The following is a 15,819-nucleotide window of genomic DNA, read 5'->3' as shown; positions in this document are numbered from 1 at the left end:
ATTAGGTTAATTACTGATTCAAAATAAAGGTACCATTCTGTAGAAAATCCGGAGAATTCAGCCTTTAAAGGAAGAATTTTTATCTTTTTTTCTTTAGTATATTACCGTTCTTTCTATTGGTATATTAACGTTGGAACAGTAGGGAAGATTGTAATTAAAATATGGCGAAAAACGTCGGCGAGGTTCAAAACCTCGCCGACGTTAGCGGTCCGGAATTCCTACAGATTCGAACAATAGATTTGTGGATGACTATGAAAATTTTGATCATCGAAGACGAAGAATCACTCGCCCATACCATGCGCGAATACCTCACCGGCGAAGGCCACGTTTGCGAGTGGGTTTCGACGGTGCCGGCGGCGGAAGAAAAGATCGGAGTGTATGACTACGACTGCGTGTTGGTGGATATTATGCTGCCGGGTGGTTCGGGACTTGACTTAGTGGATATGCTCAAAAAGCAGCAATCGCAGGCGGGCATTATCATTGTGTCGGCCAAAAATGCATTGGATGATAAAATTTACGGACTGGAACTGGGAGCCGATGACTATCTGACCAAACCGTTTCACCTTTCAGAACTGAACGCGCGCCTGAAATCGGTCATTCGGCGGCGGCAATTTTCCGGAAACAGGGAAATTACGTTTGGTGAAATTAAGATCATTCCTGATTCAAAAGAGGTTTGGGTAAAAGGCAAAGAGGTTGTCTTGACGCGTAAAGAATATGATCTGTTGATGTACTTGGTCGTCAACGCCAATCGGGTATTAAGCAAAGGAGCTATTTCGGAGCACTTATACGGAGATGAGATCGATCAGGCAAACAGTTTTGATTTTCTGTATTCACACATGAAAAACCTCCGTAAAAAATTGACAGAATATGGTTGCCCGGACTACATTCAAACCATTTACGGAGTAGGATATAAATTTGCCCAATGACACTCATCAACAAAGCCACCCGTTCGTTTTTGCTCGCCTGTGTCCTCGCTTCGGCGTTGGGGGGTGTGAGTTGCTTCTTTTTCCTGAAAAAAATAATGGACAATGAAGCCTCCGACCAATTACTGCACGAAAAAGAACAGGTTGAAAATTATGTAGGCCAAGTGGGCATCCTGCCGCGTCGTTGGTTCTCGATCTCAGATAGTTTGTGGGCTGTTCGCATGCACCCACCTGTGCCGATGCAGATGAGCGATACCATATTATATAGTCCGGTCAATAAAGAGTATTTAGCGTATCGACAGTTGAGTTTTGGGATAGGTACCTTCAACGGCTACTATCAGGTGAATATTCGCAAGGCCATGTATGAAACCCATAACCTGACCCAAGCGTTGCTGTTGGCCTTTTCCGGCCTGACATTGCTGTTGATGGGTTTACTTCTGATCATCAATTATCAATTATCCAATAGCCTATGGCAACCTTTTTATCAAACCCTTGCCACGCTGCGCACTTTTCAGTTGGGGCAGCCGGAATCATTGCGTTTCAGGCGGACGAGCATCAACGAATTTCAGACGCTGCAAGCCAGTTTGAAACAACTGACCGATCAATTGCGTCGCGATTATCAAAGCCTCAAAACCTTTACCGAAAATGCCTCGCATGAACTGCAAACACCTTTGGCAGTCATTAACTCTAACCTCGAAATGCTCATTCAGGCACCCAATCTGACCGAAGAACAAATGGAAAGAATCGGGCATTTGATCGAAACGGTCGGTAATTTGTCAAAGATGAACCAGACGTTGGTGTTGTTGACCAAAATTGAAAATCGGCAATTCTCGGAAGAGGAAGAACTAAACATAAGTGAACTGCTGAACGAAAAAGTCAATCTTTGGGAAGCCCTGATCCGCGATAAAGGCATTGCCCTGACGACAGAAATTGCGCCCGACGTTCGGCTCAAAATGAATGCTTTTTTAGCTGATGTTTTACTGAATAATTTATTAGGCAATGCCCTTAAACACAATACTCCGTCGGGCAGTATTCGCATAGTGCTTACTTCCCGAAAACTGGAGATTTTGAATAAGGGTTTGCCGCCTTCGGTGCCCATCTCCCAACTTTGGGAACGTTTCAGTAAAGGCTCGACGCGCTCCGATTCAGTGGGGCTGGGTTTGGCATTGGTCAGGCAAATTGCTGATAATTATGGGTTTAAAGCCAATTATGATTATCAGGAAGGGTGGCATATTCTCAGCATACATTTCTTTTAACATTTGTTAACAACTCGCACCGGTATTCTACAGAATCTCTACATAATTGGGTCGTAATCTTGTATCGTAAATCATACGCAGCATGATTACAAACTAATTTTAAGAACACTAAAACTGTAAAATGCCATGAGTCAAAATTGGAATCAACTTGCCCTGGTTGGATTAATTTCAGGGGCACTTTCAGCAGGAGCGATTCAGCTTCTCAACCATTCAGAAAAAGACGTTGTGTTTAAAGAAGCCCCCGCCGTTTCTTTAAACAAATTGACCTCTGCCGGCAATCCGTCGGGTGTTCCCGGAGACTTTACTTACGCGGCTGATGTATCAATGCCCGCCGTTGTCCACATCACTTCAACCATGAAAGTAAGTCGAGGAAATTCTCAACAAATGCAAATTCCTGAAGAATTCAGAGAGTTTTTTGGAGACCGAGTACCACAATCGCCGCAAGGACCTCAGAAACAACAGGCTTCAGGCTCGGGGGTAATTATCAGCCCCGATGGTTACATCGTTACCAACAACCATGTGGTAGAAGGTGCGGAAGAATTGGAAGTAGTGTTGAGCGACAAACACACTTACAAAGCCAAAGTGATCGGAACAGACCCTTCGACCGACTTGGCTGTTATTCAGATTCCTGCCAACAATTTGCCTGCGCTGACGTTCGGTAATTCCGACGCCGCCAGAGTGGGAGAGTGGGTAGTAGCGGTGGGCAACCCCTTCAACCTTGAGTCGACCGTAACAACGGGTATTGTAAGTGCGAAAGGCCGTGGTTTAGGTATTATCGGTCAAAAACAAAGAGGAAACTTTGATGGCCCTGCGCCTAAGATCGATTCTCCGTTGGAGTCGTTCATTCAAACCGATGCGGTCGTAAACCCCGGTAACAGTGGCGGTGCGTTGGTGAATTTAAAAGGTGAACTCATTGGAATCAACACCGCGATTGCGAGTCCAACGGGAAGTTTTGCCGGTTATGCCTTTGCCGTTCCTTCCAATCTGGTAAAAAAAGTAGCAGGTGACTTGGTGAAATACGGCAACGTACAACGTGGTTATCTGGGCATCATGCTTGATGAACTTGACAGCAAAAAAGCCGAAGAATACGGCGTCAAAGAAACCTACGGCGTGTACGTAAAATCATTCTCGCCCAACAGCGCGGCCAAAGAAGCCGGCATCAAAGAAGGCGATGTGATCTTGAAAGTAGACGGTGTGAGTGTAAATGCCGTACCGCAATTGCAGGAGCAAATCGGTCGCAAACAACCCGGCGAATCCGTAACACTGACCCTGAGTCGTGGCGGAACTACCAAAGATGTGATGGTAAAATTGAAAAACCGTGACGGTGGCAGCCAATTGCTTAAACTCGACAGTGCCGAAATGCTTTTAGGTGACCTTGGCGTACAGCTCAACGATTTGAGCCCCCGCGAAAAAGCATTATTGAAACAAAGTGGGGTAGAAGGCGGCGCCAAAGTAGGTGCTTTAGAGCCGGGTAAATTTTCTCGGGCGGGTGTTCAGGAAGGATTTATCATCACTAAGTTGAACGATAAACCCATTCATTCAGTACAGGAATTTAAAAAGGCAATTGAAGGAAAAAAAGGCGCAAGAGTACAAATTGAAGGAATTTATTCCGATGCGCCTGCCGACAATTTCACTTTCGGATTTAACGTGTAGGTAACACAACGTTAATTCATGGCTGTATATAGGTAGTAAAAGCACTCGGCACCCTGCTGAGTGCTTTTCTGTTTTTAGTTAAAACAGAAAATAAATCCGGAATGAAATGACTTTTAAAAGCGCACGTTTAGATATATGGATAGTTGCGTAAGCGTTTCGACACTACATGGCGTTTTTGTGCCGTAGGCACTACCTGTTTGTAGCAACTTTCAGCGTTACGTCCGGCAATAAAATAATATACCTCATCTTCTCATTTATAAAGTTTTTTGATTGATCTTCCCCGATAATCTATTCTTTCATCAATGACCAACAGGTCTTCCCAACGCGTGGTGTAACAGGGAGAACGAAAAGCCTGATGAGTTGTTAATCCACTCCCTTGGGTCGCAATGCGTATTTTATCGCGTCCCAGTTTACGATTCAGCGCATCGACGGCCTTAAAAACGCGATGATCTTTGATTCTTTTGGATTCACCCAAGTCAAATAAAGTAGTTTGAATATTGTTCTCCGGAACAATTCCACTCACCATGATCCCCGCTTTTTTGTACCGATACCCTTCTTTGAACAAGAGTTTTAAGGCCCTTAGCGCCATTTCGACCAGGTCAAAACTGCTGTTGGTGGCGATGGGAAACTGAAGCACTTTGGAGCCGAAATACTGTGGGTCTTGCTCTCGGTGCGGATTGGTAAACAAAAACAGATGCAATAAATTCGCGACACTTTTTTGTTTGCGGAGCTTCTCGCCGCAACGTGAGGCAAAGGTTGCGACGGCTTCCTGAATGGGCAGCAGGTCGGTCACAGTGTGTTGAAAAGAGCGTGAAACACAAATACCTTTTTTGGGATGAGGTTCAAGGTCTAAGCCATAGCAAACCTCGCCGCGCAATTCGCGCACCATGCGCAAACCTACGATCTTGAGGTGCTTTTGTATCCACGAATCGGGCATTTGCACGAGGTCGAAAGCGGTATGAATTTCGTGCCCGGTCAAAAAGCGCGCATAACGTCTTCCTACACCCCATACCTCTTCGATAGGTGTACCGGAAAGGGCTATATCGGCGGTGGGTTCGTCTTCGATGATAAAAACACCTTCATCACTACAATGCGCTTTCACGTATCGATTTGCCACTTTGGCAAGCGTCTTTGTCGGTGCTATACCTATCGAAATCGGAATGCCTGTCCATTGTTTGATTTTTTGACGGATCAGTTGCCCAAAAGCGTACAGGTCATGGTAAGGCATCTGCCGCAGATCCAGAAAAGCTTCATCAATGGAATAAACCTCAATTTGCGGTACAAGCTGATGAAGACTTTGCATAACACGGTTGGAAAGGTCGCCATAAAGCGCGTAATTCGAGGAAAATACCGCTACGTTATGCTTTTTAATCAATGGTTCGATTTGGAACAAAGGCACACCCATAGGGATATTTAACTTTTTAGCTTCTTCGGAACGGGCAATGACACAGCCATCATTGTTTGACAAAACGACGATTGGCTTTTTGTCCAGATCGGGCCGAAAAACACGCTCGCAGGAAGCGTAAAAATTGTTACAGTCGATAAGTGCATACATCTTATAATAATTTGTGTGTTTTATGAATGATGTACGTTACGACGCCCCAAATTTTAAAATCATTTTCCTCTGTGACCGGGATAGGATCATAGGAAGGATGTTCGGCCAATAAAAACGTTTTCCCCTGTTCCATGCGCAATCGTTTGACCGTAAATTCGCCGTCGAGAGCCCCGATCACAACATTGCCGCTTTGAGCAATGATCGAACGGTCGACCAACAACATATCGCCGTCGTACACGCGGGCACCTTCCATCGAATTGCCCCGCACTCGAATGCAGAACGTAGTGTAAGGGTGTTCAATGAGGTGCGTGTTAAGGTCCAGCGAAAGCTCGGTATAATCGTCGGCAGGAGAAGGAAAACCGGCTGAAACCGTGGAACTGACCAGAGGGATGAAAATAGTGGGAAAATAAAAGTTCATGAGCAGCAATTAGTTAGGGATGTTTAATTGGAATATAAAGGCTTAAATGGCTATTTTATTTGTTTATTGGTTAATAATAATGTATTTTAGTTGCAAAAATTACTCGAAATTTAAATTCCATGCAAGAAAAAGTGAATAATTTTGCTCAAAACCTTTCTTTTTTACGTAGCAAATTGGACGGAAAGGTATCTCAACAGCGTTTGGCCGATGAGTTAGGGATAAAAAAGTCCACTTTAGCGGCGTATGAATTGGGTCGGGCTGAGCCGAGTTTTGGAGATCTGATTCGCTTGGCTACGTTTTTTAACATTACCATTGACGGATTTTTACGCAAGGATTTACGAAACGATACTCGTCCACTATCGTTGAACAGCGAACTGCGGGTGTTGGTAACGACCGTTGATCCGCAAAACCGCGAAAACATTGAATTCGTACCCATTCGTGCTTTGGGAGGCTACGCCGAAGGCTATGGTGATATTGATTACATTAATCGTTTGCCGGCGTTTCAGGTGCCTTTCCTGTCGCGTGACCGCAAATACCGTGCTTTTCCCTACGAAGGAGATTCCATGCCGCCGTTGCGTGAAGGTTCGGTGGTGTTTGGAGAATACATTGACCAATGGGACGGCGTTAAAAACGGCACGATTTGTTTGGTCGTGACCAGAGACGAAGGGGTAGTGTTGAAAAAAGTATTTAACTACCTGGAAGATAAAGGGGTATTGGTACTCAAATCGCTCAATGAAAGATATGCCCCTTATCCTGTTCGTCGAGAAGAAATTCAGGAATTGTGGCGCTTTGCGGGCTATTTTGATTCAGAATTTCCGACTGTATGATTTAGTGTGGTGCAAGTTTCTCAAAACCTGCATCAATTATGGTGACGTGGTGACGGCGGTTTCTCAAAACCGCCGGGTGGGTTGCTCACAACCCAAAGCGACCGGATTGCTTAGTGTTCGATTGATTGTTTTCACGAGGTTGTGAGCAATCTCAATGCAGGTTTCTCAAAACCTGCATCACGTGATGTGCCGGCGGTTTTGAGAAACCGCCGGCACACTTACAATTTCTTCTTCATCAGAAAATCATTTTGGACTTCAGCTCCCAAGGTAAAAACATGCTCTCCAAAGCATTGGAAGCCCATTTTTTCGTAGAAACGAATGGCTTTGGGATTATGCTCCCAAACACCCAACCAAACCACCTCTGCGTTATTATTTTTTGCCGACTTCAAACAGTCCTGCATGAGTTGAGTGCCCAACTGTTGTCCATGATACTCTTTTGCTACATAGATCCGCGCAATTTCCACCGCTTTTTGTCCCTTCAATGCTTCCGGTTGATGATTACTGACGAGTTTGGCAAAACCGATAAGTGCTTTATCTTTTTCGACCACCAAATAATGAACATCTTCTTCGCACAGTTCCTGTTGCACTTTTGTTAACCCAAATTGTGAGGATACGTGCATTTGCATATTTTCGGGCGTGTTGAAAACTGCATACGTATCAATGAAGGTTCTTTCCATCAAATCTCGCAACGCAATAGCATCCGACGGTTGAGCCGCTCGAATTTGCGGTAAAACCAAATCGTAGCGTTGTTCCGTAAGGGCAACACCAAACGTGGTGGTAGCTTTATCCTCAGTCAATTCAAAACCATAACGTGTATATAAATGAGCGGCTTCGGCAAGTCCTTTGACCGTCCATAAATAGGCCGAATGATAACCGCGTTCATTCAGCGTTTTCATAAACGAAGTCATCAGTTTTTTTCCAAGACCTGTGCCTCGATGATCTGAACGAATCAGAAAATAACGTAGCTGGGCAGCTTTGCCGCGATACATTAAGAACAAAGAACCCACAAGTTTTCCGTCGATCTCACAGAGCCAAACGCAGTCTTTTGAGGGGTTGTATTGCTGCGCAAATTCCTGTAATCCTTCCCGTACATAATTCGTGAAAACAGCACCGCCAAAATCGAATTCCCGGCGATAGATCGTGTCATGCAATTCAACTACTTTATCTATGTCAGATTCGGCGTGGAATTCAGTACGAATCGTAATTGTGGGTTTAGCTAATTCCATTATTATCCGGCAATTTTGTATTCGTAAAACACAGTATCAAGCGTCATAGCAGGAAATTGATGCGGTAGCGTAGATTTCGGCAATTGTACAAACCCGTTTTTTTCATAAAAACGCATAGCAGCCTGTAGCCGTGGAAGGGTTCCTAAATAAATAGAAGCCAATCCGTGCTGACGGCAATGTTTGAGCATTGCATTCAAAAGCAGCGAAGCAATGCCGAGTTCTTTCCCTCGAAAATCCCGGTGAACAAACATCTTACGAATGGCACCCATGTGGTCGCCGATATCAATGAGAGCAATCGTGCCCACGACCTGTTCACCGTTTAAGGCCACCCAAAAAGCGCCTTTGTTTTGGCAATAAAAAGAAGGAATTGTCAACAGATCGGGTTGATCGGCCAACGTAATGGGAATGTTGAACTCATTTTGCTGAATTCCTAAGATCAAATCAATAATTGACTGTTGGTGTTCTTTACGGTAATGGGCAATCTGAATCATGGTAGTAGTGTTATGGATGGGTTGCTAAGCCGGTAGTGACAACAAACCTCCCCACAAAAGCGGAGAGGTTATATTCTCATAAAGACAACTAAAAATCGTATTGGATACTTTAGTACGATGAACAAAGTAACGAAAGGCTTTTAATAATCAGAAATGCTATTTTTTTACTGATTTATGCTTAATTTGTATAAGTAGACAGATAAGACAAAAATTGATTCGGTTAATGTTTAGAACGTGTTTGGGAATTGATAAAGGCTGAGAGTCGTATCATCTTTGTATCGACCAAAATGCAAAGAAATGACCAAACAGTTTTCTAAACTGACCGACTCTCAGTGGGCTGCAATATCGCACTTTTTACCCCTTAAACGCAAACGAAAACTTGATTTATGCCAAGTAATGAATGCGATTTTATGGCTATTGCGTACGGGATGCCAATGGAGAAATTTGCCTGATGAATACCCGCATTGGCAGGCCGTTTATTATTATTTTAACTGCTGGAAAACGGATGGGACACTTGAACGAATCAATCGAGAATTGAACCAACTGGATCGAAAACAGGAAAAACGTGAAGCATATCCATCCGTATTTTGTGTTGATAGTCAAAGTGTTAAGCTAGCTCCTATGATCTGTGAATATCGAGGTCTTGACCCACATAAGAAAGTCAATGGACGCAAGCGCCAGTTATTGGTCGATACAGGTGGTCGCTTATGGGCCGCTCATGTACACGCTGCCAATGACGCAGATGGCCCTGCCGCATTAGCCTTGGTGAGTGATATATTGTGGTATGGTGATCGGGTTGAGAAGGTCTTTGGCGATGGTCCATACGGCGGTGTTTTTGCAAAAGCTCTGGCCAGTTGGGACATTGATTTTGAGCGGGCTTCTCGTCCTGAATCAGCTCAGGGATTTGTACCTGTAGCCAAGCGTTGGGTGGTAGAACGGAGCATTGCTTGGACAAATTTTTTTCGGCGGATCGTCAAAGATTACGAGTATACACTATCTTCTTCGGTTGGATGGCTACTTTTAGCCAACATTCAACTGATGCTGCAACGAATTAAGCCAAAAAACCAAACATAATTTCCCAACACGCTCTTAGGGTAGTATTCTAATGGATATTCGTCAACTTACGTATTTTCTGGGCGTCGCTGAAGAACTGCACTTTTCGCGAGCTGCCGAAAAATTGTTTATCGTTCAACCCGCATTGAGTCGTCAAATTCAGCAGTTGGAAGAAGAATTAGGCGTTTTGCTGTTTGAACGTGACAAGCGGAATGTAAAACTGACTGCCGCCGGAAGTTATTTTCGGGATGAGATCAGCCGTTTACAACATCAATTGACCTACATCACTGAACAAACACGTCGTATTCATCAGGGAGCGGTGGGTAAGATCAGAATGGGACATCCCGGCTCGGCATTGTATTCCATTTTGCCCGAAACCCTGGCCATGATGCACGAGCGATTTCCGGATGTTAATGTCCAATTGACCGAAACAACCGAAATAGAATTGATGGATGCCCTGAAAAATTATGAGATCGATGTAGGTTTTACGCGGGATAATAATGTTAATCCCCGTTTTTCTACGGAATTATTGTTTGAAGAACATTTTGCGCTGGTAGTCCCTAATGACTATCCACTCAATGCTTCCAATTTTGAAGACATCAGCCAATGTCGAACGGCAGAATTTATTTTGCCAAAGCTCAACGCGGATATTCATTACGGAAAAATTTTACACGGCATTTTTGAAGAAAAAGGATTTCGCCCGAAAGTGGTCTATCATTCAAATTACGGTGCAACAATTTTGCGACTGGTAGAAAAAAAACTGGGATTGGCAGTGCTGCCGATCTCCTATCGGGAAGGAGCATCTGCGTTGGGAGTTCGTTTTATGAAATTACCAACCGTAACGCAGTTATATCTCATTTGGCGTTCCGATGATAACAATTCGGTGTTGCCTCATTTACGGGAAATCGCTCAGGCAGCAGTGAAAAAACTGTCGTTGGATGAATTGTAAAACCCTATATAAACGACAGAATCTTACGTCTCTACGATTTTACAAATTTTTCCTTTTTATGCTTCCAACGGTTATGTGACCAAAGCCATTCGGCGGGGTGCCTTTTAATGGCGGCTTCCAATAAGTTTTTGTAGGAATCAGTAATGGCACCCTCAGGTAAATGATCGTAAGGAGGCTCGGCTACTGAGTGAAAACGGACAATATAATACCCGCGACCTGTTCGGTACATTTCGCCAAATACAACGGGCATTTTTGTGGTACGGGCTATTTTTTCCGTTCCCGGAAAAAAGCCCGTTTCGCGGTTTAAAAACGGTAGCCAATGCGCGTGTTCGGGTTCGTGGGGTGATTGGTCGGCTACCAATCCGGTGGTGCGGATGATTTTTCGGCGTGCAACAACCTCACGCATCAGGCGCTGCATCGGAATGGGATAAACACCAAACGAAGAGCGCACCTTGACCATGAATTCGTCGGACTGCTTGCTGGTCAGGTTTTTATACACCACATCCACGGGGATGCCACGCGTGGTCAGGGAGCCGGGTACCCATTCCCAGTTGGCGATGTGGGCGCTGAACGAAAGAAAAGATTGGCCTTTGTCGATATAACCCTTGGGCAATTCAAAATTCTCGATCTGTACGCGTTCCTGAATTTCCTGTGCACTTAAATAAGGAAGCTTCAGGGTTTCAACAAATAAGTCAGCCAGTAATTGATAAAAATCTTTTCGTATTTTCCGTATTTCCTGTAGAGACTTCTCCGGGAAAGACTCCTGTAAATGTTTGGTAACGAGTTTTCTTCGGTAGCGAACCACGTAATAGATCAATACGTAAAAAACGTCTGATAATTTATATAAAAATGCCAAAGGCAAACGCCCCAGCCAGCCCAAAAGCCACATCTGATTTTGTAATTTACGATTGCCGAATTGCGATGGGTGGAAAAATCACAAGGGAAACCTCTTGAAAAGATTGAATTTCAGCGGGCAAAATTAGTAAATCAAGCAATGTATTTTACTTCTTAAGAGAGAAGCCGTCATTAAATGTCAAAGCTGAATTTTAATTGCTTTAGTAATTGTCTGATTTTCAGAGTAATATTCTAAAATGAAGGGCTCAGTATTAAAAAAAGAACATAATTTTTAATCATAAAGATCATATTAATCAGCGTTCTTATGTCTCCTCGTCCTTACCTCCTTGCCGAAACCAACTGGAAAACTGTAAAAGATACGCAATACGATGTAGCCGTTTTGCCGTGGGGGGCCACCGAAGCCCACAACTACCACTTGCCCTACGCAACCGACAATTACGAAGCCGATGCCCTTGCTGCCGAAGCCGCGCGTTTAGCGTGGGAAGCAGGCCGCAAAGTGTTGGTTTTACCGGTAGTTCCTTTCGGGGTCAATACAGGACAAACCGACATCAAACTGTGCATGAACCTGTACCCAAGTACACAAATGGCCATTCTGCGTGATTTAGCTGAAGTCGTTTCAAGAAGCGGGATCAAAAAACTGCTGGTTTTCAACAGCCACGGAGGCAATGATTTCAAACAAATAATTCGCGAAGTAGGCGCTCACTTCCCCGATCTGTGGATAAGCACCTGCTTTTGGTTTCGAGCCTTGGACAGCACAGCCTATTTTGATAACGTAGGTGATCATGCCGACGAAACCGAAAGCAGCCTGATGCTGCACCTGCGTCCCGACTTGGTTTTACCCTTGGACGAAGCGGGAGAAGGATATGCAAAAAAAACAAAGATCAACGCCATGCGCGAAGGGTGGGCGTGGGCCGAGCGTAAATGGAGTCAGGTGACGGAAGATACCGGTGTGGGCAATCCTAAAAAAGCGACCGCCGAAAAAGGAGCGCGTTTCTACGAAGACCTGACCCAAAAGTTGGCCCGATTTTTCACCGATCTGGCCGATGCTGACCTGAATCAACTTTATGAATAAGGGTATTTGTTTTACCGAAAAGGATATAAACGGCCTTGATTAAATTTTTTAAAATTTGTACTTTCCTCATTTTTTGTATCTCTGAGGGGGGCTCTGTAAAATTTTTTTATAATTTTTTTGATACTATCGTGCAAATTACTTTATTTACATAATCACTCATTCATAAACCAATTTGTCGGCCAGAATAGAATTACAGTACTTGCCCTCATTAGAGTACTTTGCTTGTTTGTTAAAATACGGAGAGGTAGATATTGAAGCGCACGAACATTTCTTAAAACAAACGTATCGAAATCGCTGCCATATCCTGACCGCCAACGGTGTAGATACACTGATTGTTCCGGTAGTACATTCGGGAATAAAAATCCCCATTAAAGAAGTAAAAATTGATTATTCACAAGCGTGGGTAAAACGGCATTGGGGAGCCATTGTAGCCGCTTACGGCAAAGCTCCTTATTTTGAGTATTTTGGTACGGATTTTGAACGAATTTTTCAGAAAAAGCCCCTTTTCTTATTTGATCTGAATTGGGAACTGCTGACAATCTGTCTGAAACTGTTACGAATTCGTCCGACAATTAGGCTGACGGAAACATACCTCCCGGAGGTGGAAAGCGGCCAATATGACGGGCTTTCGGTGATTCATCCCAAAAAAGAGTACAGGCACAACAATTTATATAACCCTGTTGTTTATCATCAAAACTTCGGGAATGAATTTGTTCCGAATTTAAGCGTGATCGACTTGCTGATGTGTCAGGGTGCGGAGGCCACAAACATCCTAAAGCGGTCTGTAATCGTATATTGAACGAAGTAGGGGGTTTATTCGTTAAGAAGTTGATACATCAGTTAGCTATACTCCTCCGTTCCAACAGTGAAAGAAACCATAATTAAATGGAAGCAAAATTTTCAAACCGCGTAAAAGAAGTCATTTCACTCAGCCGTGAAGAAGCCTTGCGTCTCGGTCATGATTATATTGGCACCGAGCATCTTATTCTGGGAATGATCAGAGAAGGAGAAGGAGTAGCTTTGGCGTTATTGAAGAAACTCGGTGTTTCTTTGGATGAACTGCGCATTACCATTGAACAGGTAACCAAAGGAACCGCCACCAATAACGTTAAAAATCTGGCCAATATTCCATTGACTCGCCAATCTGAAAAGGTGTTGAAAATCACCTACTTAGAAGCTAAAATTTTTAAAAGCCCACTTATAGGTACGGAGCACCTGCTACTGTCCATTCTGCGTGACCCCGATAATCTGGCCTCGCAGATTTTAGCCAAGTTCAATGTAAACTATGAAATCGTTAAGGAAATGTTAGAGTATCAATCATCAGGCACCAAACCCCATGCGGGGCCCGAAACTGACGACGACGACGAACGGAGTATGTTCGGAGGCGGTGCTCAGCAAGGCAAAGACCCCAAAAATACCGAAAAATCTCGCACACCTGTATTAGATAACTTCGGTAGAGACCTAACCAAGATGGCTGAATTGGGTAAATTAGACCCAATTGTAGGCCGTGAAAAAGAAATTGAACGTGTAGCGCAAGTATTGAGTCGTCGTAAGAAAAACAACCCTGTTCTCATCGGAGAGCCGGGTGTTGGTAAAACGGCCATCGCTGAAGGCTTAGCGCTGAGAATTGTACAAAAGAAAGTTTCCCGTGTTCTGTTCGGCAAACGTGTCGTCACGCTGGATCTGGCCTCGCTCGTAGCGGGAACCAAATACCGCGGACAGTTTGAAGAACGTATGAAAGCGGTCATGAATGAGTTGGAAAAATCACCGGAAGTGATACTGTTCATTGATGAGTTGCACACCATTGTAGGTGCCGGCGGTGCTTCGGGGTCACTTGATGCCTCCAATATGTTCAAACCTGCATTAGCCCGGGGAGACATCCAATGCATTGGAGCTACCACGTTGGATGAATATCGTCAGTACATCGAAAAAGATGGCGCTCTGGCTCGTCGTTTTCAGATCGTCATGGTCGATGCACCGAGCGTGGAAGAGACCATTGAAATTTTGAATAACATTAAAGATAAATACGAGGATCACCACCACGTAAACTATACGGATGAGGCCATTGCACAAGCCGTGAAACTGTCGGAAAGATACATCACCGACCGCTTCCTGCCCGACAAAGCCATCGACGTAATGGACGAAGTGGGTGCCCGCGTACACATCAGCAATATTACCGTTCCGGAAGACATTGTAGTGTTGGAACAACAGATCGAAGAAGTGAAGAAGCAGAAAAACCTCGTGGTGAAAAGCCAGAAATACGAGGAAGCTGCCCAACTCCGCGACCGCGAGAAAAAATTGTTAGACCAACTCGACCGCGCTAAAATTGCTTGGGAAGAGGAAACGAAAAAACGCCGTTATACCGTAACCGATGATAACGTAGCCGAAGTAGTAGCCATGATGACCGGTATTCCCGTGAATCGTGTAGCGCAAAATGAAGGCCAGAAGTTGCTCGGCATGGGCGATGAACTCAAAAACAGAGTAATCGGTCAAAATTTACCAATCGAAAAGTTGACCAAAGCCATCCAACGGACGCGGGTAGGGTTGAAAGATCCTAAAAAACCCATCGGCTCGTTTATCTTCCTTGGCCCAACGGGTGTTGGAAAAACAGAGTTGGCAAAAGTGTTGGCTACCTATCTGTTTGACAAAGAAGATGCACTGGTACGTATCGACATGAGCGAATACATGGAGAAATTCAGCGTATCACGCCTGATTGGAGCGCCTCCGGGATATGTGGGTTACGAAGAAGGTGGACAGTTGACCGAGAAAATCCGTCGTAAGCCTTACAGTGTAGTGCTTTTGGATGAGATCGAAAAAGCTCACCCGGACGTGTTCAATATCCTGCTTCAAGTGTTGGACGATGGTATTTTGACCGATGGATTGGGACGTCGCGTAGACTTCCGTAATACCATCATCATCATGACGTCCAACATTGGGGTGCGTGACTTGAAAGATTTCGGTTCAGGCATTGGTTTTGCCACCAAAGCAAAATCTGAAAATCAAGACGATCTGATGAAGAGCACCATTCAGAGTGCATTGCGTAAAGCATTCTCTCCTGAATTCCTCAACCGTTTGGATGATGTAATCGTATTTAATTCATTGCAGCGTGAAGACATCCACCGCATCATTGATATTTCGCTGGCCAAATTATTCAATCGCGTAACCAACCTTGGCTATCAGGTAGAATTGACGGAAAAAGCCAAAGATTTCTTATCGGAAAAAGGCTATGACCAACAGTACGGTGCGCGTCCGCTCAATCGTGCTATTCAAAAATACCTGGAAGATCCCGTTGCTGAAGAAATTCTCAAAGGAGATCTGCGCGAAGGAGATACACTCTTGGCCGATCATGAAGACGGCGCGGAAAATCTTGTGATTACGGTTAGAAAAAAAGCAGAAGAATTGATTAATTAATCGGCTGTTTTATGGTCGGTAATGCTTTCCAAACCTTGATTTAAGAATTTTGAAAGACAGATTTTTCTAAAAATATAATTTTAAGTAGAAAAGGGTACGATTTTTGTCGTACCCTTTTTTGTTTGTGAAA

The 15,819-nt window shown here is 44.2% G+C and carries 14 protein-coding genes; 9 read left to right on the top strand and 5 right to left on the bottom strand.

From position 1 onward, the window contains the following. The first annotated feature begins 251 nt into the window (after window positions 1–251). The 3 genes from ACQY73_RS06845 (at window position 252) to ACQY73_RS06835 (ending at window position 3,832) form a co-directional block, all read left to right on the top strand. Entirely contained in the window at window positions 252–926 is a 675-nt protein-coding gene (locus ACQY73_RS06845; protein ID WP_428668429.1) for a response regulator transcription factor, read from the top strand. Next, window positions 923–2,179, top strand: a complete 1,257-nt coding sequence (locus ACQY73_RS06840) for a sensor histidine kinase (RefSeq protein WP_428663275.1) — start codon at window positions 923–925, stop codon at window positions 2,177–2,179. Before ACQY73_RS06845 ends, ACQY73_RS06840 begins: the two co-directional genes overlap by 4 nt. Before the next feature lie 126 nt (window positions 2,180–2,305). Then, complete coding sequence (locus tag ACQY73_RS06835) at window positions 2,306–3,832, top strand: Do family serine endopeptidase (protein ID WP_428663272.1); 1,527 nt, start codon at window positions 2,306–2,308, stop codon at window positions 3,830–3,832. Window positions 3,833–4,082: 250 nt separating this feature from the next. On the opposite strand, the gene ACQY73_RS06830 is transcribed toward ACQY73_RS06835, so the two are convergent. Continuing rightward, window positions 4,083–5,387, bottom strand: a complete 1,305-nt coding sequence (locus ACQY73_RS06830) for a Y-family DNA polymerase (protein ID WP_428663270.1) — start codon at window positions 5,385–5,387, stop codon at window positions 4,083–4,085. 1 nt (window position 5,388) lies between these two features. Next, entirely contained in the window at window positions 5,389–5,805 is a 417-nt protein-coding gene (locus ACQY73_RS06825) for a LexA family protein (RefSeq protein ID WP_428663268.1), read from the bottom strand. 119 nt (window positions 5,806–5,924) lie between these two features. Between ACQY73_RS06825 and ACQY73_RS06820 the strand changes: the two genes are divergently transcribed. Further along, window positions 5,925–6,632 (top strand): XRE family transcriptional regulator, encoded by a 708-nt coding sequence (locus tag ACQY73_RS06820; RefSeq protein ID WP_428663265.1) that lies wholly within the window; start codon window positions 5,925–5,927, stop codon window positions 6,630–6,632. A 218-nt stretch (window positions 6,633–6,850) separates the two neighbouring features. Here ACQY73_RS06820 and ACQY73_RS06815 read toward each other — a convergent pair whose 3' ends face one another. Together ACQY73_RS06815 and ACQY73_RS06810 are read right to left on the bottom strand one after the other, a co-directional pair. Beyond that, on the bottom strand, window positions 6,851–7,858 hold the full coding sequence (locus tag ACQY73_RS06815) for a GNAT family N-acetyltransferase (RefSeq protein ID WP_428663262.1): 1,008 nt from the start codon (window positions 7,856–7,858) through the stop codon (window positions 6,851–6,853). A 2-nt stretch (window positions 7,859–7,860) separates the two neighbouring features. Further along, window positions 7,861–8,349 (bottom strand): GNAT family N-acetyltransferase, encoded by a 489-nt coding sequence (locus tag ACQY73_RS06810; RefSeq protein ID WP_428663260.1) that lies wholly within the window; start codon window positions 8,347–8,349, stop codon window positions 7,861–7,863. A 297-nt stretch (window positions 8,350–8,646) separates the two neighbouring features. On the opposite strand from ACQY73_RS06810, the gene ACQY73_RS06805 reads away from it, so the two are divergent. Continuing rightward, window positions 8,647–9,423 (top strand): IS5 family transposase, encoded by a 777-nt coding sequence (locus ACQY73_RS06805; RefSeq protein WP_428660136.1) that lies wholly within the window; start codon window positions 8,647–8,649, stop codon window positions 9,421–9,423. Window positions 9,424–9,454: 31 nt separating this feature from the next. Continuing rightward, complete coding sequence (locus ACQY73_RS06800) at window positions 9,455–10,351, top strand: LysR family transcriptional regulator (RefSeq protein ID WP_428663258.1); 897 nt, start codon at window positions 9,455–9,457, stop codon at window positions 10,349–10,351. A 31-nt stretch (window positions 10,352–10,382) separates the two neighbouring features. Here the strand turns inward: ACQY73_RS06800 and ACQY73_RS06795 are convergent, their stop codons facing one another. Further along, the gene (locus tag ACQY73_RS06795; protein ID WP_428663256.1) at window positions 10,383–11,240 is read right to left on the bottom strand and encodes a lysophospholipid acyltransferase family protein; all 858 of its coding nucleotides are present in this window, start codon (window positions 11,238–11,240) and stop codon (window positions 10,383–10,385) included. A gap of 270 nt (window positions 11,241–11,510) precedes the next feature. Here ACQY73_RS06795 and ACQY73_RS06790 point away from each other — a divergent pair, with 270 nt between their 5' ends. From ACQY73_RS06790 to ACQY73_RS06780, 3 genes are all read left to right on the top strand, one after another. Beyond that, window positions 11,511–12,278 (top strand): creatininase family protein, encoded by a 768-nt coding sequence (locus tag ACQY73_RS06790; protein WP_428663254.1) that lies wholly within the window; start codon window positions 11,511–11,513, stop codon window positions 12,276–12,278. Between the two features lie 172 nt (window positions 12,279–12,450). Continuing rightward, window positions 12,451–13,077 carry a WbqC family protein gene (locus ACQY73_RS06785; RefSeq protein WP_428663251.1) on the top strand — a complete coding sequence of 209 codons (627 nt, stop codon included), beginning with the start codon at window positions 12,451–12,453 and terminating at the stop codon, window positions 13,075–13,077. Window positions 13,078–13,163: 86 nt separating this feature from the next. Then, the gene (locus ACQY73_RS06780) at window positions 13,164–15,689 is read left to right on the top strand and encodes an ATP-dependent Clp protease ATP-binding subunit (RefSeq protein WP_428663249.1); all 2,526 of its coding nucleotides are present in this window, start codon (window positions 13,164–13,166) and stop codon (window positions 15,687–15,689) included. Window positions 15,690–15,819 lie beyond the last annotated feature (130 nt).

The sequence above is a fragment of the Runella sp. genome, assembly GCF_965279615.1.
Taxonomy (GTDB): Bacteria; Bacteroidota; Bacteroidia; order Cytophagales; family Spirosomataceae; genus Runella.
This window is presented reverse-complemented; position numbering and strand designations above follow the sequence as displayed.